Source organism: Streptomyces sp. NPDC059499 (assembly GCF_042749285.1).
Classification (GTDB): Bacteria; Actinomycetota; Actinomycetes; order Streptomycetales; family Streptomycetaceae; genus Streptomyces.
In genome coordinates this window covers 898,710-918,346 of sequence record NZ_JBHYTT010000001.1, presented here as the reverse complement: position 1 = coordinate 918,346, position 19,637 = coordinate 898,710, and the positions used below count along the sequence as shown (strand labels likewise).

General features: G+C 71.9%; 17 protein-coding genes. 7 read left to right on the top strand and 10 right to left on the bottom strand.

Annotation, left to right across the window (positions count from 1 at the left end):
- Window positions 1-2 precede the first annotated feature (2 nt).
- From ACFW9O_RS04330 to ACFW9O_RS04320, 3 genes are all read right to left on the bottom strand, one after another.
- Window positions 3-1,193, bottom strand: a complete 1,191-nt coding sequence (locus tag ACFW9O_RS04330) for a flavin-containing monooxygenase (RefSeq protein WP_384604816.1) — start codon at window positions 1,191-1,193, stop codon at window positions 3-5.
- Between the two features lie 149 nt (window positions 1,194-1,342).
- Complete coding sequence (locus ACFW9O_RS04325) at window positions 1,343-2,011, bottom strand: pyridoxal 5'-phosphate synthase (protein ID WP_384604813.1); 669 nt, start codon at window positions 2,009-2,011, stop codon at window positions 1,343-1,345.
- Window positions 2,012-2,169: 158 nt separating this feature from the next.
- On the bottom strand, window positions 2,170-2,817 hold the full coding sequence (locus ACFW9O_RS04320; protein WP_329208466.1) for a TetR family transcriptional regulator: 648 nt from the start codon (window positions 2,815-2,817) through the stop codon (window positions 2,170-2,172).
- Between the two features lie 379 nt (window positions 2,818-3,196).
- On the opposite strand from ACFW9O_RS04320, the gene ACFW9O_RS04315 reads away from it, so the two are divergent.
- Together ACFW9O_RS04315 and ACFW9O_RS04310 are read left to right on the top strand one after the other, a co-directional pair.
- Window positions 3,197-4,006: a VOC family protein gene (locus ACFW9O_RS04315; protein ID WP_384604809.1), complete on the top strand. Its 810-nt coding sequence runs from the start codon at window positions 3,197-3,199 to the stop codon at window positions 4,004-4,006.
- Window positions 4,007-4,200: 194 nt separating this feature from the next.
- On the top strand, window positions 4,201-6,582 hold the full coding sequence (locus tag ACFW9O_RS04310) for a PQQ-binding-like beta-propeller repeat protein (protein WP_384604806.1): 2,382 nt from the start codon (window positions 4,201-4,203) through the stop codon (window positions 6,580-6,582).
- A gap of 13 nt (window positions 6,583-6,595) precedes the next feature.
- Here ACFW9O_RS04310 and ACFW9O_RS04305 read toward each other — a convergent pair whose 3' ends face one another.
- The gene (locus tag ACFW9O_RS04305; RefSeq protein ID WP_384604804.1) at window positions 6,596-7,252 is read right to left on the bottom strand and encodes a hypothetical protein; all 657 of its coding nucleotides are present in this window, start codon (window positions 7,250-7,252) and stop codon (window positions 6,596-6,598) included.
- 209 nt (window positions 7,253-7,461) lie between these two features.
- On the opposite strand from ACFW9O_RS04305, the gene ACFW9O_RS04300 reads away from it, so the two are divergent.
- Entirely contained in the window at window positions 7,462-8,001 is a 540-nt protein-coding gene (locus tag ACFW9O_RS04300; protein ID WP_384604801.1) for a hypothetical protein, read from the top strand.
- Between the two features lie 79 nt (window positions 8,002-8,080).
- On the opposite strand, the gene ACFW9O_RS04295 is transcribed toward ACFW9O_RS04300, so the two are convergent.
- From ACFW9O_RS04295 to ACFW9O_RS04285, 3 genes are all read right to left on the bottom strand, one after another.
- The gene (locus tag ACFW9O_RS04295; RefSeq protein ID WP_384604798.1) at window positions 8,081-8,290 is read right to left on the bottom strand and encodes a hypothetical protein; all 210 of its coding nucleotides are present in this window, start codon (window positions 8,288-8,290) and stop codon (window positions 8,081-8,083) included.
- Window positions 8,291-8,484: 194 nt separating this feature from the next.
- The gene (locus tag ACFW9O_RS04290) at window positions 8,485-11,457 is read right to left on the bottom strand and encodes a BTAD domain-containing putative transcriptional regulator (protein WP_384604795.1); all 2,973 of its coding nucleotides are present in this window, start codon (window positions 11,455-11,457) and stop codon (window positions 8,485-8,487) included.
- Between the two features lie 348 nt (window positions 11,458-11,805).
- Window positions 11,806-12,009, bottom strand: a complete 204-nt coding sequence (locus ACFW9O_RS04285; RefSeq protein ID WP_003967102.1) for a cold-shock protein — start codon at window positions 12,007-12,009, stop codon at window positions 11,806-11,808.
- A 308-nt stretch (window positions 12,010-12,317) separates the two neighbouring features.
- On the opposite strand from ACFW9O_RS04285, the gene ACFW9O_RS04280 reads away from it, so the two are divergent.
- The 4 genes from ACFW9O_RS04280 (at window position 12,318) to ACFW9O_RS04265 (ending at window position 17,203) form a co-directional block, all read left to right on the top strand.
- Window positions 12,318-13,196 (top strand): menaquinone biosynthesis protein, encoded by an 879-nt coding sequence (locus ACFW9O_RS04280; RefSeq protein ID WP_351165258.1) that lies wholly within the window; start codon window positions 12,318-12,320, stop codon window positions 13,194-13,196.
- 358 nt (window positions 13,197-13,554) lie between these two features.
- On the top strand, window positions 13,555-15,291 hold the full coding sequence (locus tag ACFW9O_RS04275; protein ID WP_384604792.1) for a serine/threonine-protein kinase: 1,737 nt from the start codon (window positions 13,555-13,557) through the stop codon (window positions 15,289-15,291).
- A 72-nt stretch (window positions 15,292-15,363) separates the two neighbouring features.
- Complete coding sequence (gene mqnC, locus ACFW9O_RS04270) at window positions 15,364-16,563, top strand: cyclic dehypoxanthinyl futalosine synthase (protein ID WP_384604789.1); 1,200 nt, start codon at window positions 15,364-15,366, stop codon at window positions 16,561-16,563.
- A 7-nt stretch (window positions 16,564-16,570) separates the two neighbouring features.
- The gene (locus ACFW9O_RS04265) at window positions 16,571-17,203 is read left to right on the top strand and encodes a hypothetical protein (RefSeq protein WP_384604786.1); all 633 of its coding nucleotides are present in this window, start codon (window positions 16,571-16,573) and stop codon (window positions 17,201-17,203) included.
- Between the two features lie 38 nt (window positions 17,204-17,241).
- Here the strand turns inward: ACFW9O_RS04265 and ACFW9O_RS04260 are convergent, their stop codons facing one another.
- The 3 genes from ACFW9O_RS04260 to ACFW9O_RS04250 all read right to left on the bottom strand — a co-directional run bounded on the left by ACFW9O_RS04260 (window position 17,242) and on the right by ACFW9O_RS04250 (window position 19,592).
- Window positions 17,242-18,000: a DUF3152 domain-containing protein gene (locus ACFW9O_RS04260; protein ID WP_384604784.1), complete on the bottom strand. Its 759-nt coding sequence runs from the start codon at window positions 17,998-18,000 to the stop codon at window positions 17,242-17,244.
- Between the two features lie 257 nt (window positions 18,001-18,257).
- Window positions 18,258-19,064, bottom strand: a complete 807-nt coding sequence (locus tag ACFW9O_RS04255; protein ID WP_384604781.1) for a hypothetical protein — start codon at window positions 19,062-19,064, stop codon at window positions 18,258-18,260.
- A gap of 9 nt (window positions 19,065-19,073) precedes the next feature.
- Window positions 19,074-19,592: a SigE family RNA polymerase sigma factor gene (locus ACFW9O_RS04250; protein ID WP_384604779.1), complete on the bottom strand. Its 519-nt coding sequence runs from the start codon at window positions 19,590-19,592 to the stop codon at window positions 19,074-19,076.
- Window positions 19,593-19,637 lie beyond the last annotated feature (45 nt).

Below are 19,637 nucleotides of genomic sequence, written 5' to 3'. Positions count from 1 at the left end.
CGTCAGCCTGTGCGGGCCAGGCGCCCGGCGATCTTCCGTGCGTCCAGGGCCATTTCGCGGAGGTTACCGCTGATCGGATTGGTGAACCCGGTGAAGTAGAGGCCGGGTGCCTGCCGCGGGGTGCGGGCGCCGTGCACCACGGGGCGACCGCGGGCGTCCAGTACGCCGAGGTGGCCCACCAGGTCCTCCAGGGCCCGCCGGTAACCGGTCGCGGCGATCACCGCCTCCGGGGTGATCCGGGTTCCGTCGGCCAGCACCACCGTGTCCTCGTCGAAGGACTCGACGGCCGCCACGGGGACCACCCGGCCGCGCTTCACCGCGTCGATCAGGCCGACGTCCTGGACCGGGATCGCGCCCTCCTTGACCCGGGAGTACAGGCCCGTGTCCGGGCGGGGCAGGCCCTGCCCGGACAGGTCGGGGACGGAGATGCGGTACATCAGGCGCCCGGCGCGGTCGACCAGCCGGACCGGCAGCCTGCGGACCAGGACGGCGGTCGCCTGCGCGGGCCAGCCCGCCGTCGAGCGGCGCACGATGTGCGGCGTGGTGCGCACCGCGATCCGTACCCGGGAGGCGCCGCCCTCCACGAGGTCCACGGCGATCTCCGCCCCCGTGTTGCCGATGCCGGCGACGAGGACGTCCCGGCCCGCGTACGGGGCCGGGTTGCGGTACTCCGCGGCGTGCGTCAGTTCGCCGGTGAAGGTGTCCGTGCCGGGCCAGTCCGGTGTCCGCGGAGTGTGGTTGAAGCCGGTGGCCACGACCACGGCCCGTCCGGTCAGTACCCGTCCGCCGGTCGCGGTCAGCTGCCAGCCGGTTCCGTCGGCGGCCGGGTCGATCCGGTTCACCTCGACGCCGGTCACCACCTCCAGCTCGTGGTGCTCGGCGTACTTCTCCAGGTAGCGCACCATGTCCTCGCGCGAGACCCAGCGTCCGAACCGGCGCGGCATCGCCAGCCCCGGCAGGGCCGACCAGCGCCGGGTGGTGTGGAGGTGCAGCCGGTCGTAGTGGCGGCGCCAGGACGCCCCGACGCCGCCGGACTTCTCCAGCACCACGGCCCGTACGCCCTGTTCCCGCAGGGTCGCCGCGACGGCGAGGCCGCCCGGCCCACCGCCGATCACGTAGACCGGCCGGCCGTCGGTGCGGTCGATGGAGGAGGGGAGAACGGGGCCACCGGCGGTGGATGTGCTGTCTGACATGCTTCGGAGCGTAATCCGGAGTTCACTTGATGGGTCTCGGTCAAGACCGGAATCGGTTGCGAATTGATCACGGATGCGTGGTTGCTGTGTGCTCAGGGGCTGATTCCGGCCGTGGCCGCACACAAGCGTTCACAGCGCGGGTGCGGTGACTACGGCCAGAGCAGTTCGCGGGTCCATGTGCCGCCGGCCTCCCGGCGGTAGCGCAGCCGTACGTGCCGCCGCTGCGCGTCGCCCTGGAAGAACTCCGCCTCATGGGGCTCGACCACATAGCGCGTCCAGGTCTCCGCGACCGCGTCCGGTTCGGCGCGGGCGCGTTCCCAGGCGGCCTCGGAGGCCTTGACGAGGTCCTCGTACGAGGTGAGCACCTCACTCTGCGAACCGGTCAGCGCGGCAGCCAGCGCGCCGGTCGACCGGGCGTGCAGATCGGCCAGGCTCTCCGCGCGCCCCACGGGGGTGACCGTGCCCCGTACCCGGATCTGGCGCCCCTGTGCGGGCCAGTAGAAGTTGAGGGCGGCGTGCGGGCGGGCCGCGAGCTGGCGGCCCTTCTCACTGGTGGAGTGGGTGGCGAAGTGCCAGCCGCGCTCGTCCGCGTCGTGCAGCATCAGCGTCCGCACATCGGGCCGGCCCTCGGCGTCCACGGTCGCCAGCGTCAGGGTGTGCGGCTCCGCCTGCCCGGCGGCCACGGCCTCGGCGAACCAGGCGTGGAAGAGGGCGAGGGGATCGGCGGGTGCGGTGGACGGATCGAAGCGGGGGAGGGTGACGTCCCAGACGCGCTGGGCGTGGAGCAGGTCGCGGAAGGCTTTCTGTGCATCGCTCATGGGTCCATTCCATCGCCTCGCGGGGCCGTCCGCCCGGTGGGTTCGGGAACGCCGACGGCGGACCACGTGGGGAGTGGTCCGCCGTCGGTGAGACAGGACGTGGGGCGCCACGGGGTGACCGCGGGTGCCCGGCGTATGTGGGGGGTCCTGGCAGGCGCCTACCTGACCGGCTTCTTGCCGGTGATACCGAGATGTACCAACAGGGCGAGGTTCGGCCGGAGTTCGGCCTGCTTCACGCCCCAGGTGGTGAAGCCCTTCTGGTGCGAGGCGACCGCGGCCAGCATCACGACCATGGAGCCCGCCACCGCGGCGGGGCTGACGTCCTTGTCGACCTTGCCCTTGGACTGGAGCTCCTTGACCGAATCCGTCAGGGAGTTGGTGACCGAGTTCAGGATCTTCATACGGATCTTGTTGAACCGCTTGTCGCCCTCGGCCGCACCGAGGTCGACGACGCGGAGGATCGCGTCGTTGCGCCGCCAGAAGTCGAGGAATCCCTCGACGAGTTCTTCGGATGTCTGCCAGCCGGCCTTGCCGATCCAGGAGCGGCCGGCGACCAGTTCGGTCAGGCCGGCACCCTCCTTGGCCATTTCCTCGGCGACTTCGAGGACGGCGCCCTCGACGTCGGGGAAATACTGGTAGAAGGTCGCGGGTGAAGTCCCAGCCTTGCGGGCCACGTCGATGACTTTGACGTCCCGGTACGGCGAGGAGCTGAGCATCTCGCTGAGGCAGTCGAGCAGCTTCTGCCGCGTCGCCTGACCGCGCCGACCAGCCACGCGGCCGTCGACGGTGCGTACTTGTCCTGTCATGCCGTCAGCTTACCGAGGGGTGATCGGAGCGCGATTTGACCGACTGCAAATGGGGAACGCCCCAGTGCGGACGGGGTGCACGGCGCATTTTTCGTGGGGGACGGACCGTTTCGGAGGAGGGTGATCCGGGGTGGGTGCGGGGTGTCGGACACGGGTGGATCCGCAGACGCCGGCGCGGTGGGACGGTTCCGGTGTGACGGTGTTATCAACAGCCTGTGGATAACTTCGGTGGACAACTTTCGTCCACGAGGGGCGCGGAACCTTCACGATTCGGGCGAATGTTCTATTTAGACGTGTCGGGACACTCGGGGCGCGCCGCGCGGCGCCCGACGTTACGTTGACTGTGACGGGCGTCACCGCTACGGAAGGACCCGGGCCCATGGCCGCATTCGCGCAATCCGCGCCGTGCTGGGTGGATGTGCAGCTCTCCGACCTCGAAGCCGGCAAGCGCTTCTACGGCGGGCTCTTCGGCTGGACCTTCCGGGCGGGCGACGGCATGCCCTTCGCCGACGCCTTCAGCGACGGCAAGCTCGTCGCCGCGCTCGCCGCCAAGCAGGACGGCCGCATGCCGACCGCCTGGGGCGTCTACTTCGCCACCGACGACATCCTCGCTACGGTCGCAGGGATCCGTGAGGCGGGCGGCCAGGTGATCACCGAACCCGTGCGGGCGGGGCGGGCCGGTGTGCTCGCCCAGGCGGCCGATCCGGGCGGCGGGGTCTTCGGGCTGTGGCAGGCGGGGGACCGGGCCGGCTTCGAGAAGCAGAACGAGCCGGGATCCTTCTGCTGGACCGAGGTCTACACCCGGCAGCCGGAGCGTGTGGACGCCTTCTACGAGGAGGTCTTCGGCTTCCGGGGCACGGACCTCGACGAGCCCGAGGGCGGGAGCGGCGACAGCGACGTGCTCGGCACGGACTTCCGCATGTGGTCCCCGGCCGGCAGTGATCCGGGGCCGGACACCGCGATCGGCGGACGGAGCGTCATCACGGACGCGTTTCCCGAGATGATGCCCAGTTACTTCCTCACCTACTTCGCCGTAGCGGACTGTGTCCGTACCGTCGAGACCGCCACCCGTCTGGGTGGCCGGATCTCGGCTCCGCCCTTCGACATCCCGTACGGGCGCATGGCGGTTCTCCAGGACGACCAGGGCGCCGCTTTCGCCGTGCTGCAGCCGACCGAGCTGCTGCCCTAGCTGTTGCCCCGGCTGTCCTGAAAGGGGTGGAGTGCCACAAGACACCCCGATCCGCCCCCGGGTTCGCAACCGGGGCCGGAGCCAGGAAGAATCAGGGTGCGCACCGCCAGGTGGTGCCCAGTGGTGAGACGCTGCACAGGGCGGGATTTCGCGGGCTTCTGTTCCTGAGGTCCGTACGGGGAGGTGGCAGGCAAGTGGTGGAGCAGCTGACGCAGCATGACCCGAGGCGGATCGGCCCGTTCGAGGTGCTGGGACGACTCGGGGCCGGCGGCATGGGGCTGGTCTATCTCGCGCGCTCGGCGTCGGGCCGGCGGGTGGCGATCAAGACGGTACGCACGGAACTGGCCGAGGACCAGCTGTTCCGGGTCCGTTTCACGCGTGAGGTGGAGGCCGCCCGCGCGGTGAGCGGCTTCTACACCGCCGCCGTCGTCGACGCCGATCCGCGTGCGGCAGTGCCCTGGCTGGCCACCGCCTACGTCCCCGCCCCCTCGCTCGAGGAGATAGTGAGTGAGTGCGGGCCGATGCCGACGCAGGCCGTGCGGTGGCTGGCCGCGGGGATCGCGGAGGCCCTGCAGTCGATCCACGGGGCCGGCCTGGTCCACCGCGACCTGAAGCCGTCCAACGTGCTCGTGGTCGAGGACGGGCCGCGGGTGATCGACTTCGGTATCGCGTCCGGTGTCTCCAACACCCGGCTGACCATGACCAACGTCGCGGTGGGCACACCCGCGTACATGTCTCCGGAACAGGCCCGCGACTCGCGCAGCGTGACGGGGGCGAGCGACGTGTTCTCGCTCGGTTCGACGCTGGTCTTCGCGGCGACGGGGCATGCGCCCTTCCACGGCGCGAATCCCGTCGAGACCGTGTTCATGCTGCTGCGGGAGGGGCCCGACACGGAGGGGCTTCCCGACGACCTGCGTCCGCTGATCGAGTCCTGCATGCAGATGGACGCGACACGGCGGCCCAGCCCGGCCGATCTGCAGGCCCAGCTCGCCCCGCACCTGTTCGCCTCCGGCAGTGACGACAGCGGTACGGCGTCGGCGTGGCTGCCGACCCGGGCGACCGCGATGATCGAGCAGCGCAGGGGCGGCGGCCGTACCGCCGCCGTGCCCGCTCCGGTGGTCGCGCCGCCCCAGCAGCCCGGCCCGCCGCCGCCGGGCGCCGACTGGGACGGTGCCTGGCGCGGCGGCGACGTACGCACCGCGCCCGCGCCGTCCCCGGTGACTCCCGCGCCCGACGGCGGCCCGGTGCACCTGCCCGGCGCGAAGGTGCCGATCGGTCCCGGCCCGCGCCCGGTGGACGTACGGGGCGCGGCCGCCGCGCACGCGGACCCGGCCACCGGCTGGGTGCGCCCGCCCGCCGGGCTGAACGGAGCGGCCGGCGGGGCCGCCCCCACGGCTCCGGTGCCCGCCCCGTCGCCCGCCCCGGACGCGGCGCCGGACCGCTGGCGGCCGTGGCGCTTCCGCATGTCGAACGATGTGTGGGGCACGCCCGTCGTGGTCGGCGATCTGCTGTACGTGACGTCCTTCGAGGTCCACGCGCTGGATGTGGGCAACGGGCGCCGTCAGTTCAAGACCCGGGACGTTGCCTGGGCCATGGCCGTCGACGGGGGCAGGATCCATGCCTCGGACGGCCCGTCCCTGTACGCGCTGGACGCGGCGACCGGCGCCGAGCGGTGGCGGCTGCAGACGGACGCGTGGGTGTACTCGCTGAAGGCCGACCGAGGCACCGTCCTGACCGGGACGCGCGGCGGTGGCGTCCAGGCGTGGGAGGCGTCCAGCGGCGAGAAGCTGTGGGAGGTCCGGGGCGTCCAGAGCGACTTCGAGACGCCCGAGGCCGGTCCGGTGATCCACGACGGCACGGTCTACCTCTGGCAGGACGCGCGGCTGCGGGCCGTCGACGCCCGGACCGGCGCGGAGCGGTGGTCCTACCCCATCGGCGACGCGGCCTCCTGCGGCGGTGTTCCCGTGCGGGTGACCCCGGCGCCGGACGGCTTCGTGTACGTGGCCGCGGGAACCCGGGTGCTGGCCGTGGACACGGTCTCGGGCCGAGTGCGCTGGCACTTCGAGTCCCCGGCCGCCTTCCTGTCGCCGCCCGCCTTCGCGCCAGGCCCCGCGGTCACCGGGGGCGGGGTGTACCTCGCCGACTATCTCGGCACCGTGTACGCGCTCGACGCGTCGAACGGCAAGGACCGGTGGCGGATCGCGACGGAGGCCCGGCAGTCCATCGAACCCGTGCTGGTCACGGCGGGGAACGTGCACGTCGGCAGCGGCAGCGCGCTGTACACGCTGGACGCGGTGACCGGTACGCCGAAGTGGCGGTTCGCGGCGGGCGGCGAGGTGGTCGGCGCACCGGTGGTCGCGGACGGCCGGGTCCACTTCGGCTCGGCGGACCACGTGCTCTACACACTGGACGCGGCGGGCGGCCAGCTGCGCTGGAAGCTCGCCACGGGCGGGGAGATCACGGGCTCACCCGTGGCACAGGCGGGAGTCGTCTACGCGTGCAGCAAGGACCGGTGTGTGTACGCGCTGGACGCTCTGAAGGGAACGGGGACAGGGAGCAGGGCGACCCGGACGTAGCCCAGAGGACGTCTCACGGGCGCGGCGGGGGGTAGCGGCCGTCGTCCTCGTCCTGGACCGGATACGGGGCGGTGTCCTCGTCGGACCTGCCCCGGTGCTGGCCGGGCCCCGGCCCCGTGTACGGGTGCGCCTCCGGCTCCGGCCAGGGCGTCGTCTGCGCCGACATCCCCGGTTCCTGGGTCGGGGGCCAGGTGTCCGGACGGTCGTCCGGCGGTACGGGATAGGGGCTGAGGTCCTCAGGCCGTGCCCGCACCGCCCGCGGCCGCCCCGACATCACCAGGGCGCCCAGCAGGAGCAGCACACCGCCCGCGCCCGCCTGCGCCACACCCATCCGCAGCACGGACCCGTCGCCGCCCACGGTCAGGCTGCCCGTCGCCTGCCCCAGGCGGACCATCCACAGCACGGTGAAGCCGAGAACGACCAGGCCCGCCACGGCGACCACCCAGCGCGAGCGGAGAACCACGCCCACCAGGGTCACCAGGGCGGCGAAGAGGAACGGCAGCAGGATCGAACCGAGCACGGCCGACGACGTCGTGGTGATGCCGTCGAACAGGTCCTGGACGCGGTAGTCCCGCCCGAGGCGGCCGTCGTACCAGCTCTGGAAGGGGCTCTGGACGGCGGCCGCCGCTCCTAGGAGAGCAAGGACGGAGCCGAGAACATTGCGGATCATCGTCAGCCTCCCGGGCCTGTGCGCAGGCACACCGCTCTCGGGCTCGACGCTACGCCCGGCCCCTCACCCGTGCCATCGGAGACCATTGCCAGACCGTGACAGGGTCATGACCGACTGAGGGTCTGCGGCGGGAATGCTGTGCGTTACGGTGCAGCGCGGCGGTGCGACGGACACGTGCGGCCGACAACAGGCAAAGGGGGGCGGCATCGATGATGCGGCGACGTATGAGGTTCGCGGCGGTACTGGTCGTGGTGGTGCTCGCACTCACCGGATTCTCGACCTCCAGCAGCGGCGGCAAGGGCGGGGAGAGCCGCAGCGGCAAGAGCGGCAGCTCGGGCGGTGGCTGCTCCAACTCGAAGAAGAGCAACGGCGGTTACCACGACTACGACGACGATGACTACGACTCGTCGAGCGGTTCGTCCGGCGGCTCCACCTACTCCACGCCGACCCCCACCGCGACCGCGACGGACGCCCCCGACGTCCGGATCGTCCGCTGCGCCCAGCCCCGCAAGGGCAAGCGCAAGGCGGTCACCACGTCGACGGTCGAGATCCGGTCGACGGCGACGGGCTCACACACGTACGACGTCGATGTGACCTTCCTCGACGCGAACGGCAACACCGTCGACACGGGCGAGACCACGGTCGACCTCGACTACGACCAGGCCGAGACCCTGACGGTCCGCATGGACAGCCCGCGGACGGTCTCCCGGGTGAAGCGCTGCCTGGTCACGGCGGAACTGCGCTACTGACCCCCCGCGCTCGGACATGCCGCGGCCGCGACGGCACCCCCTCCGCGCCGCCGCGGCCGCTCCCCGTGCGTCGTGAGGTCTAGTTGGCCGGCTCGCCGGTGGCGTGGGCGTCCGCCGGCTTGAGCGGCGAGCCGGTCGCGTGGGCGTCCAGAGTGGTGATCTCCTCGCCGGTGGCGTGCGCGTCCGCCGGCTTGAGCGGCGAGCCGGTCGCGTGGGCGTCCTGAGTGGTGATCTCCCCGCCGGTGGCGTGCGCGTCCGTCGGCTTGAGGATGTCGCTCTTGTCGGCCATGAGGTTCAACTCCTGAAACGGTCTGACAGCGGATGGACGGACCCGCCCGGCGGTTCCCCCGTGGATCGCCGGGCGGGCCTTCCAGGGCCGTTCACCATAGTGGTGTGGCCACTCGGCAATCCGTCTGCCCCCCGACGCGACGGATCGATGAGTAAGAGAGTGCCGTGAGGCGATAAACGATTGATGAACGCCGGTCAGGAAGCCCTGGCGACCGGGGCCGGGTCCAGCAGGGCACGTACCGCATCGGCTTCCGGGGACCCCAGGTCGTCGAAGATCGAGAGGGCCTCGCTCCAGCAGACCTGCGCACGGTCGGTCTGCCCTATGCCCGCCAGCCCGCGGCCCAGCGCGGTGAGGACGTTCGCGCGCCGCCATTCGCCGCCGATGCCCCGCAGGATCGCCAGCGCCTGCTCCGCATGTGACGCCGCGTGGGCCGGCTGACGGATGGCGAGGTGCAGCTCGGCCAGCCGGAACAGGGTCATTCCGTGCCACAGCTGCTGACGGCTGTCACGGAACACGGCCATGGCCTCGGTGAGCGCCTGCTGCGCGAGGCCCGTCCTGCCCGTGCCGGTGAGCGCCAGTCCCAGCGCGTACTTCCCGTTGGCCAGGCGCAGGGCCAGACCCGAGGTGTCCGCCTCGTAGATGCCGACGCCCTGCTGGGCGAGGTCCACCGCACTTGCCGTTCGCCCCGTGGCCAGGTGGACCCGGGAAAGGTTGCACAGGGCCGACGCCTCGCCCGGCTTGTTGCCGTCGGCACGGAAGGCGGCCAGCGCCTGCGTCAGATGGGTCTCGGCATCGGTGTGCCGGTTCTCGTAGAGGGCGATGATGCCCCGCTGGTTCGGGACCTGCGCCAGTGACACCGGGTCGTCGGCCAGCCGGCCGAGATCGAGGGCGCGCCTGGCCTCGGTCTCCGCCTCGGCGAACCGCCCCGAGACGCTGAGGACATGGGTGAGCATCGTGCGGGCACGGCCTTCGGCCCGCGCGTCTCCCGCCGCCTGGGCGGCCTCGCTCACCGCCTTGGCCGTCGTGGCGAACTGGTGTGAGTTCGCCCCGGATTCACCCAGGTCGACCACGGCCATGAGCAGGTCGGAAGCCCGCCGGGGCATGCCGGATCCTGCCGACTGGCGTGCGCAGGCCAGCAGTCCGCTGGATTCCGAGAAGAGCCAGTCCAGTGCGGTCTCGCGGACCCGGAAGGTGAGACCGGGGTACTCGGTGCGTGAGAAGTGGTCGAGCACCCGCTCCCCCGGCCGCTCCAGCGCGTACACCCCCGCCGCCGTCGCCAGATAGAAGTCCAGCAGCCGCGACAGCGCCAGCTCCCTCTTCACCGGCGGCTGTTCGTCGCGTTCCGCGCACGCACGCGCGTAGAGGCGCACCAGGTCGTGGTAGCGGTAGCGGCCCGGGGCCGCCGACTCCAGGAGGCTCGTGTCGACCAGGGCCTCCAGGAGGTCCTCAGCCGCGTGGATCTCCAGGTTCAGCAGGGCCGCGGCGGCCGCGAGCGAGATGTCCGGGCCGTCCGCCAGGCCCAGGAGGCGGAAGGCGTGGGCCTGCTGGGGCTCCAGCTGGCCGTAGCCGAGCTCGAAGGTGGCCTTCACCGCGAGGTCGCCCGCCTGGAGCTCGTCCAGCCTGCGGCGTTCGTCGGCGAGCTTCGAGGCCAGCACCGAGACCGTCCAGGTGCGGCGGGCCGCCAGCCGGGACGCGGCGATACGGATGGCCAGGGGCAGGAACCCGCACGCGGCGACCACGTCGAGGGCGGCCTCGCGCTCGGAGGTGACGCGTTCGTTGCCGACGATGCGGGTGAAGAGCTGCAGGGCCTCCTCGGGGGACATCACGTCCAGGTCCACCAGGTGCGCGCCCGCCAGATCGACCATGCGGACCCGGCTGGTGACCAGCGCCGCGCAGCCCGCCGTGCCGGGGAGCAGGGGACGGATCTGGGCCGCGTCATGGGCGTTGTCCAGGAGGACCAGGATGCGCCGGCCGTCCAGGGTGGAGCGGTACAGGGCGGCACGCTCGTCCAGTGAGTCCGGGATCGCGGAATCGGGGGTGCCCAGGGCGCGCAGGAACGCCCCCAGGACCGTCTCAGGTTCGGCGGCTCTCGCGCCCGCGCCCTGGAGGTCCACGTACAACTGGCCGTCGGGAAAGTGCGGGCGGGCCTGGTGGGCGACGTGCACGGCCAGCGTCGTCTTGCCGACGCCGCCGATACCGGCCAGTGCGGAGACGGCCATGACGGAGCCCTCGGCGGTGGCGAGCCGGCTTCCCAGCTCGGCAACGAAGGGGGCGCGGCCCGTGAAGTCCGGGACGGTGGCCGGGAGCTGGGCCGGGCGGACCGGGACGGCGGCCGGTGCGGGCTCGTCGGCCGGGCGGGCCAGTTCCTCGTCGGCCTGGAGGATGCGCTGCTGGAGCTGGGCCAGCTCGGGGCGCGGGTCGACGCCCAGTTCCTCGGCGAGCAGCCGCCGGGTGTCGGCGTACACCGCGAGCGCCTCGGCCTGGCGGCCGCTGCGGTACAGGGCGACCATCAGCAGCTCGCGCAGCCGCTCGCGCAGCGGGTGCGCGGCGGTGAGCGCGGTCAGCTCCGAGACCGCCTCGGCGTGGCAGCCGACCTCCAGGTCCAGGTCGAGCCGGGTCTCGGTGAGCTGGAGACGCCATTCCTCCAGACTCGTGCGTTGGTTCTCCGCGTACGGGCCGGGTACCGAGGCGAGCGCCTCGCCGTCCCACAGGCCGAGCAGCTTGTTGATCAGGGTGCGTGCCTGGCAGCGGTCCCCGCCGCCGCGCGCCTTCTCCGCCTCGGCGGCCAGGTCCTGCGCGAGCGTGAGGTCGAGCGCCTCGCGGCCGATCCGGATCGCATAGCCGCCCGACTCACTGACCAGGGTGTCCTGGCCCAGGATCTTGCGGAGCCGGGACGCGTACGTACGTACCGCGGCGAGGGCCTGCGAGGGAGGGTCGTCGCCCCAGAGGGCGTCGATGAGCTCGGCGGCGGTGGCCGTGCGGCCGTCGCGCAGGAGCAGTGCGACCAGCAGGGCCCGTTGCTGGGGCGACCCGGAGGCCAGAGCCTCTCCGTCGCGCCAGGCACGCACCGGACCCAGCACGGCGAAGCGCAGATCAGTGCCGGTCGTCCGTCCTTGCGGAGCACGCTGCTCCGGAACGCGCACACGAGGTCCGTCGTCGCGGTCCATTGATGCCCCCCTGTCCTGCTTGCCCCGCCGGTCCTGCCGATCGTGCTCTGTTCCGTGGCGCTGGTATCGCGCTCAACAGTCTGCCTTGTTACGGGCGGACTCGTCAGCAATGGGTGACGCTCTGCACAAGGCCTCGACAACGATTCGGGGACGACGGCCTTTTCGGACAAGTGACACCGTGTCGGGTGGAGCTCCCGCGGAGGCCGGCCGGGGCGTGGAACCGATGGCGTCGAGGGGGCGCCGGATCGGTCCGCCGGCCGAAAGGCAGGAGCCCCGCTCCTCCGCCGGGGCGGGGGAGCGGGGCTCCTTGGGTACTGCTAGCCGGCCGCGATCGGCCGACCCGGGCAACTAGGCCGGGGTGACGTTCTCAGCCTGCGGACCCTTGGGTCCCTGAGTGACGTCGAAGTTCACGACCTGGTTCTCCTCGAGAGAGCGGAACCCGGACGCGTTGATCGCGGAATAGTGAACGAAGACATCCGGGCCGCCGCCGTCCTGGGCGATGAAGCCGAAGCCCTTTTCAGCGTTGAACCACTTGACGGTTCCGGTAGCCATAAGCCCTCCTTGGGCCAAAGGGTTGCCCTGCTCCAGAACCTGCAAACAAGTCTGAAAACTACAAAAGCCTGCGGGTTACATGCTCCGCAGGCTCTGTACTGCAAGGGAAACCAAACTGCAACTTGCGGGCGAGCCTAGCACGCAGTCTGCGGGGAGCGGTAGAGGGAAAGATCACTTCACCCGGATGTTTGGCGGACGTGTGCGCGAGGTGGCGGAGAGGGGCTCGAAGGGGGTGTCGGAGGAGGCTCGGGGAGCCGTCCGGGCGCCCCGATGGCGCCCGCCCGGGGGCGCAGGTCTAGCCTCGCGATGTGGACAATTCAACCGTCTCTCCCGTAGAAGGCGACGACCGTCGCAGCAGGCCGCGCGTCGGCCACATCCAGTTCCTCAACTGCCTTCCCCTCTACTGGGGTCTGGCACGGACGGGAACCCTGCTCGATCTGGAGCTCTCGAAGGACACCCCGGAGAGACTCAGCGAGCAGCTGATCAGGGGCGACCTCGACATCGGTCCCGTCACCCTGGTCGAGTTCCTGCGCAACGCCGATGACCTGGTCGCCCTCCCCGACATCGCGGTCGGCTGCGACGGGCCCGTGATGTCGTGCGTGATCGTCTCGCAGCTTCCGCTCGACCGGCTCGACGGTGCCCGGGTGGCGCTCGGCTCGACCTCCCGCACCTCCGTGAGGCTTGCCCAGCTGCTGCTCTCGGAGCGCTTCGGGGTCACGCCCGACTACTACACCTGCCCGCCCGATCTCGGCCTGATGATGCAGGAGGCCGACGCGGCCGTGCTGATCGGCGACGCCGCGCTGCGCGCCAACCTGCACGACGCCCCGCGGCTCGGGCTGCAGGTCCACGACCTGGGCAAGATGTGGAAGGAGTGGACGGGGCTGCCGTTCGTCTTCGCGGTCTGGGCGGTCCGCAAGGACTACCTGGCCTCGCATCCCCTGTACGTGGAGAAGGTGCACGAGGCGTTCCTGGCCTCGCGTGACGTCTCGCTGGAGGAGGTCACGAAGGTGGCCGAGCAGGCGGCGCGCTGGGAGGCGTTCGACGCCGAGGTGCTGGAGCGCTACTTCACGACCCTGGACTTCCGCTTCGGCCCGGACCAGCTGGCCGGGGTGCGCGAGTTCGCCCGCAGGACGGGACCGACGACCGGCTTCCCCGCGGACGTGACGGTCGAGCTGTTCGGCGGCTGACCCGGACACGACGGGAATGGTGCGGGAATAGGTGAATCCCGTACCTTCCCCGGGCCCGGAGGGCCGTTTATCGGTCTCTCCGCGCGGCGGCCGCCACCGGCATTCCGTTCCGGTAAAGGGACGAATGGGCGGAGCCCGCCCCGTGTGTCCGAAGCCGAATAGCGGACATACCCCGGAACGCATCCGGGCCGCCTCCCGGTATCGCGCGGATGAACGGCGTATTCACGCCTTTCGCTGTGGCGAAAACCGCCCTTCGTGCCCTTAGGGGCGAAATCGGCAGAAGGGTTCTCAGTGACCGCGTGACCTGTGCGCCCTAGGCTGCGTCCGGAGGTCCCAAAGGTCCACAGGGGGAGACCGTATGCAGCCGCTGGAAGCCGGCGAACCGCACAGCATCGGCGCCTACCGGCTGCTCGGCCGGCTCGGGGCCGGCGGCATGGGCCGCGTGTATCTGGGCCGCAGCGCGGGCGGACGCACCGTGGCGGTCAAGGTCGTCCACCCCCACTTCGCCCTCGACGAGCAGTTCCGTGCCCGGTTCCGGCGTGAGGTCGAAGCGGCCCGACGGCTCGGAGCCCGGTGGACCGCCCCGGTCCTGGACGCCGACCCGGACGCGCCGGTGCCCTGGGTGGCCACCGGTTATGTCGCCGGGCCGCCGCTCTCGGACGCGGTCACCCGGCACGGCCCGCTGCCCGAGTACGCGGTACGCACCCTGGGAGCCGGCCTCGGTGAGGCGCTCGACGCCGTGCACGCCCACGGCCTCATCCACCGGGACGTGAAACCGTCCAACGTCCTCCTGGCGCTCGACGGCCCACGGCTGATCGACTTCGGCATCGCCCGGGCCCTCGGCGCGACGGTCTCCCTCACCTCCACCGGGGTCTCGGTGGGCTCGCCCGGCTACATGGCGCCGGAACAGATCCGGGGCCTGGACATCTCCGGCGCGGCCGACGTCTTCTCGCTCGGGGCGGTCCTCGCGTACGCGGCGACCGGCAACGCCCCCTTCGCGGGCGACTCCTCCGCCGTACTCCTCTACAAGGTGGTGCACGAGGAACCCGAACTGGGCGACCTGGAGGGCGAACTGCGCGAACTGGTGGCCGGGTGTCTCGCGAAGAACCCCGGTGACCGGCCGGCCCCGGCGGAGCTGGCCCGCAGGCTCGCGCCGGGCGGGGCCGCCGCGCTGGTGACGGCGGGCTGGCTGCCGAACTCCCTGGTGCGCGAGGTCAGCAGGGCCGCGGTGGCACTGCTCGACCTGGAGCCGCAGGAGGCCCCGGTCCAGTCCGGCCCGGTGCCGTTCAGTAACGCGTCACTGGGGAACGCGGCGCTCGGCACGTTCGGCCCGCCCCTCGCGCCGCCCCCGCCGTCCCAGCCGCCGCGCACCGGCGGATACGACGGCCCGGCCGGCAGGGGGAGTCCGGCCGGTACGGACAGCGGTGACAGGACCGGCGTGCCGGGGCAGCGCGGATCCGGCGGCCGCGTCGCCGTCACCATGAGCGCCGACTCGCGGCCCGGGGCGGGACGGGGGCGACGGGTGAGCTGCACCGTCGCGCTGGCCGTGGCCGGAGCACTCGCCGCGGTGACGCTCGGCACGGGGCTGCTCCAGGACCTGCTGCCGGGCGGCGACGCCGACACCCGCAACGACGGGGCCGCCAAGCCCCCTGCCGCCACCGGGTCGAAGAGCCCGGGATCGACCGCCCCGGAACCGGAACCGACCGCCCCGGGCGGCGGTTCGGCGAGCACGCTGCCCAAGGCGTTCGCCGGCACCTGGCAGGGGCCCACCACCGAACGCAACGGTCTGCCGCACGGCACGGTCACCGCCGTCTTCACCGAAGGGAAGAAGGGCCAGGACGTGGTCCGCCTCTCGCACCGGCTCGACGTGCTCGGAACGACCGTCGAGTGCAAGGGCATCGGCCGGCTCGTCTCCGGTACGGCCACGGAGGTGAGGATCCGGGAGCGAACCGACCCGGACAACGCCGACAGCGCCCTGTGCACCGGCGGCGATGCCGATCTGGTCTTCACCCTGACCGGCGACACGCTCGGCTATCGCTCCCAGGAGGAGGCCGCCGGCACCCCGAAGGGCACGCTGACCCGGTCCGACGCCTGACTCCGGCAGGGGCTGGCGTAGGCTGGATCGGTCCGTGGATCCGTAGAGAAACCGCCGAAAGGTGACAGCCCGGTGACCGAGAAGGCCGACCTTCAGCCCGTCCTCGACCGCGCCGCCGAAGGCGGGCGGATCTCCCCGGAGGAGGCGCTCGACCTGTACCGGTCGGCACCGCTGCACGCGCTGGGGGTGGCGGCCGACACCGTGCGCCGCCGTCGCTACGCGGGTACGGAGCACATCGCGACGTACATCATCGAGCGCAACATCAACTACACCAACGTGTGTGTCACGGCCTGCAAGTTCTGCGCCTTCTACGCGGCGCCCAAGGACACCGCCAAGGGCTGGTCCCGCGATCTCGACGACATCCTGCGCCGCTGCGCGGAGACCGTCGAGCTGGGCGGTACGCAGATCATGTTCCAGGGCGGTCACCACCCGGACTACGGCGTCGAGTACTACGAGGAGCACTTCTCCGCGATCAAGAAGGCGTTCCCGCAGCTGGTCATCCACTCGCTCGGCGCCTCCGAGATCGAGCACATGGCGCGCATCTCCGGAGTCTCGGCGAAGGAAGCCATCCAGCGCATCCACGCCGCCGGCCTCGACTCCTTCGCCGGTGCCGGCGCCGAGCTGCTGCCCGCACGGCCGCGCACCGCGATCGCCCCGCTCAAGGAGTCGGGCGAGCGCTGGCTGGAGATCATGGAGATCGCCCACGGCCTGGGCGTCGAGTCCACCTCCACCATGCTGATGGGCACCGGCGAGACCAACGCCGAGCGCATCGAGCACCTGCGGATGATCCGTGACGTGCAGGACCGTACGGGCGGCTTCCGCGCCTTCATCCCGTACACGTACCAGCCGGAGAACAACAAGCTGAAGGGCCAGACGCAGGCCACGCTCTTCGAGTACCTGCGGATGATCGCCATCGCCCGGCTCTTCCTCGACAACGTCGCCCACATCCAGGGCTCCTGGCTGACCACCGGCAAGGAGGTCGGCCAGCTGTCGCTGCACTACGGCGCGGACGACCTCGGCTCGATCATGCTGGAGGAGAACGTCGTCTCCTCGGCCGGCGCCAGGCACCGCTCGAACCGCCTGGAGATCATCGACCTGATCCGCAAGGCGGGCCGGGTCCCGGCGCAGCGCGCCACGACGTACGAGCACCTCGTCGTCCACGACGACCCGGCGAACGACCCGGTCGACGAGCGGGTCGTCTCGCACATCTCGTCCACGGCGATCGCGGGCGGCACCGCCCACCCGGAGCTGAAGCTCCTCGACGCCAACTGATCCTGCCGTGCTGACGATCCACGCCGCCGACGCGGTCCTCGGCGCCCCGGAAGGGGCAGATTCCGTGGCCGTGGACGGCGGCTTCGTCGTCTCCGTGGGCTCGTACGGGGACGTCACCGGCGCCTTCCCGCAGGCCAGGGTGCGGCGCTGGTCCGGGCTCATCACGCCGGGCCTGGTGAACGTCACGGCGCCCGCCCTGCTGGAGGCGGCCTACCACCCCGACCCGCGCGAGGCGGACGAACTGGGCACCGTCCCACTGACCGGAGACGCGGTCACCGCACTCGGGATGGACGACGCCCGGTGGGGCGCGAGTGCCCGGCGCGGGCTGCAGCGGATGCTCCGGCACGGAACGACCGCCGTCGCCGGACACTTCACCCGGCCCTCGGTGCGCACCGCGGTGATGCGCTCAGGACTCCGCGTCCACGCACCGGCCGAGGGGGACGCGGACCGGCCCGTGTCACTCGATCCGCTCGCGGGGGAACGGGAGCCGGTGGACGCGCTCGGCGGGCCGCCGGTCATCGGCGGCGCCGCCGACCTGGCGGTGTTCGCCGTGCGGGACACCGTGGAACTGGCCGCGGTGGGCGCGGGCAGCTGTGTCGCGACCGTTCTCGGCGGGCGCCTGGTCTTCCGCCGCTCCTGACGGCAACCCGGCGGCCGGCTCTCCGCCGTACGTGGAGGTCAGCGCGCGGACGGGCCGCCCAGGTACTTTCCGTCGGGGGTGTGGGGCCAGGCGTTCGACACGCATCCCTTCAGGCCCTTGATCTGCTGCATCATCGCCGGAGCAGGGCGTCCGGGGCCCGGGCAGGTCTCATGGCCGTGGCCCAGCCAGTGGCCGACCTCATGGTTGATGATCAGCGCCCGGTACTCGGCCGGCGAGCCGTCGAACGTCGGTGAACCGAGCTGCCAGCGCCGCAGGTTGACCATGACGTCCTTGTCGCCGCGGCAGTTGAGCTCGCCGCGCGTGTTCAGGTCGAAGGCGCCGCACAACCGGTCGGTCGTGTCCGGGGTCCCGATGCGGATCACCAGCCCTGCCGAACTGTCGGTCACCTGGCGGAAGGAGCGGGTTCCTCCTCTGCTCCAGCCGCGCGGGTCGGCGAGGATCGCGGCGATGTCCTCGGCGGCCCGGTCGGGATCGACGCCGCTGCCGTTCTCCACCTCGACACGGTAGGGATGGCCGCCGCCCGCGCCCGTGACACCCTCCTGGGCGACCGTGAAGGTGCCGGGGCCGGACTCGGGCACCTTCGGCGCACCGGACTTCTTCGCGCTCGGGGAGGGCCCGGGGGAACGGGGGGAAGGGGAAGCCGCGGCCGGAGGACTGTCCGAGGCCTCGGGAGTCCTCGCGAGGAGGGACGGTGCCGGAGCGACGGCAGGCGGCGGGGCCGGAGCGGCGGTCGGCGGCGCGGGTTGCCGCCACGGGTGGTTCAGGTAGAGGAACACCGAGGCGACGGTGCCGGCGAAGGCGGCCAGAAGGACCAGCGAGCGTCTCTGTCTGCGTCTTCGTCGGGCGCGGGCCTGCTGCCGGGACCGTCGGGGCCGGCCGGGAGCTGCCGCTCCCGGCGGGCGGCGGGTGGCGGCAGCGCTCCGTATTCGGTGACCTGGCTGCGTGTTCACGGTGCGTCCGTCCGTCTGTTCGTCTGTCCGTGCCGGGTGGTCGTCGGGGAATGCCTGCGGGGCGGCCGCGCCCCGCAGAGCGATCAGCCGCCCCGGACGCTCACCTGCTTCTTGAGCAGCGGGTGCTCGTCCGCGTACCGCACGACGTCCAGCAGCCCGCTCTCCCGTACCCCGTCGAGGAGTTGCTGCGCGGTCACCGGTGCGGACCTCCCCGTCCGCTCGTCCGGGGAGATCTCCAGCCGGACGTCACTGCCCCCGTACGTGAACGTCATCGAGGTGGCATTCGTTTCCATCGAGCCCGAGGCGCCGACCCGGATCCTCGTCCCGGTACCGGCTTCCAGTTCCACCGTCTCGCACGTCGTCCCCTTCTCCGGAATGCTCGTGCAGGGCCCGGCGGCCACACCGTCGTCCGGCCGCACCGTGAACGTCACACGGAACACGTTCCCGTCCTTCTCCCCCTGGTAGGCGACGACGGAGGAGTCGAGCGGACGGATCGTCCCGACCGCGTCCGGCAGCGCCCCGTCCAGCGCGGTCGCCGTCCACTGCTGGAACTCCTCGAACCGCTTCCGCTCGGCGCCGGACAGACCGTTCAGACTTCCCTCCTCCGTCTCGCCGGGGGTCGCCTCGACATGGACGGGCGTGCGGTACGGGGCCGGCGGGACCGTACCGGTGGCCGCGACACCGGCCTCCGTACCGCCGCCCGGCAGCACGACCGCGCCGAGCGCCGCCAGCCCGGCCACCCCCAGGGCGCTCACCGCGACCGTCAGCCGCGCCCGGGCCCGGCGCCGTCGCCCCGACAGGGCGGCGGCCGGAACCAGGTCGGGCAGCGGCGGCAGATCGTCGACCGCACGCTCCATCGCTTCCCTGAGCAGGGAGACATCGTTGCTCATCGCGGATCCTCAGCTCTCGGTGGTGTAGACGTGGGCCGGCCCCAGCTGCTCCCGCAGCCGCGCCAGCGATCGCGAACACTGGCTCTTGACCGTGGACTCGCTGCATTTCAGGAGTTCGGCGACGGACTCGACGCTCAGGTCCTCCCAGTAGCGCAGCACGACCATCGCCCGTGCCCGGGGCGGAAGTCCGGCCAGTGCGGTCAGCAGCGTCACCGTCAGTTCGGGACGGACGGCGGCGCGCGGGGTGTCGACGCGGGTGTGGGCGAGAAGATCGCGGAGCCGGCGTCGGCGCTCCGCGAGGTAGGTGCGCGTCAGCACGGTGCGCGCATAGGCCTCCGGGTACTGGGCGGTGCCCGCCCGACGCCAGTGCTGGAACAGCTTCGCCAGCGTCGTCTGGGTCAGGTCGCGGGCACTCTCCGCGTCACCGCAGAGCAGATACGCCGTCCGGTACAGACGGCGCTGGCTCGCCCGGGCGAATTCCTCGAAGCTCGTGGAGCCGGCGGAATCCCGGCTGTGGACGGTGGACATCTGCCTCCTCTCTCCGGTTCTCGGTGGTCTCACCCTGTTATCGAG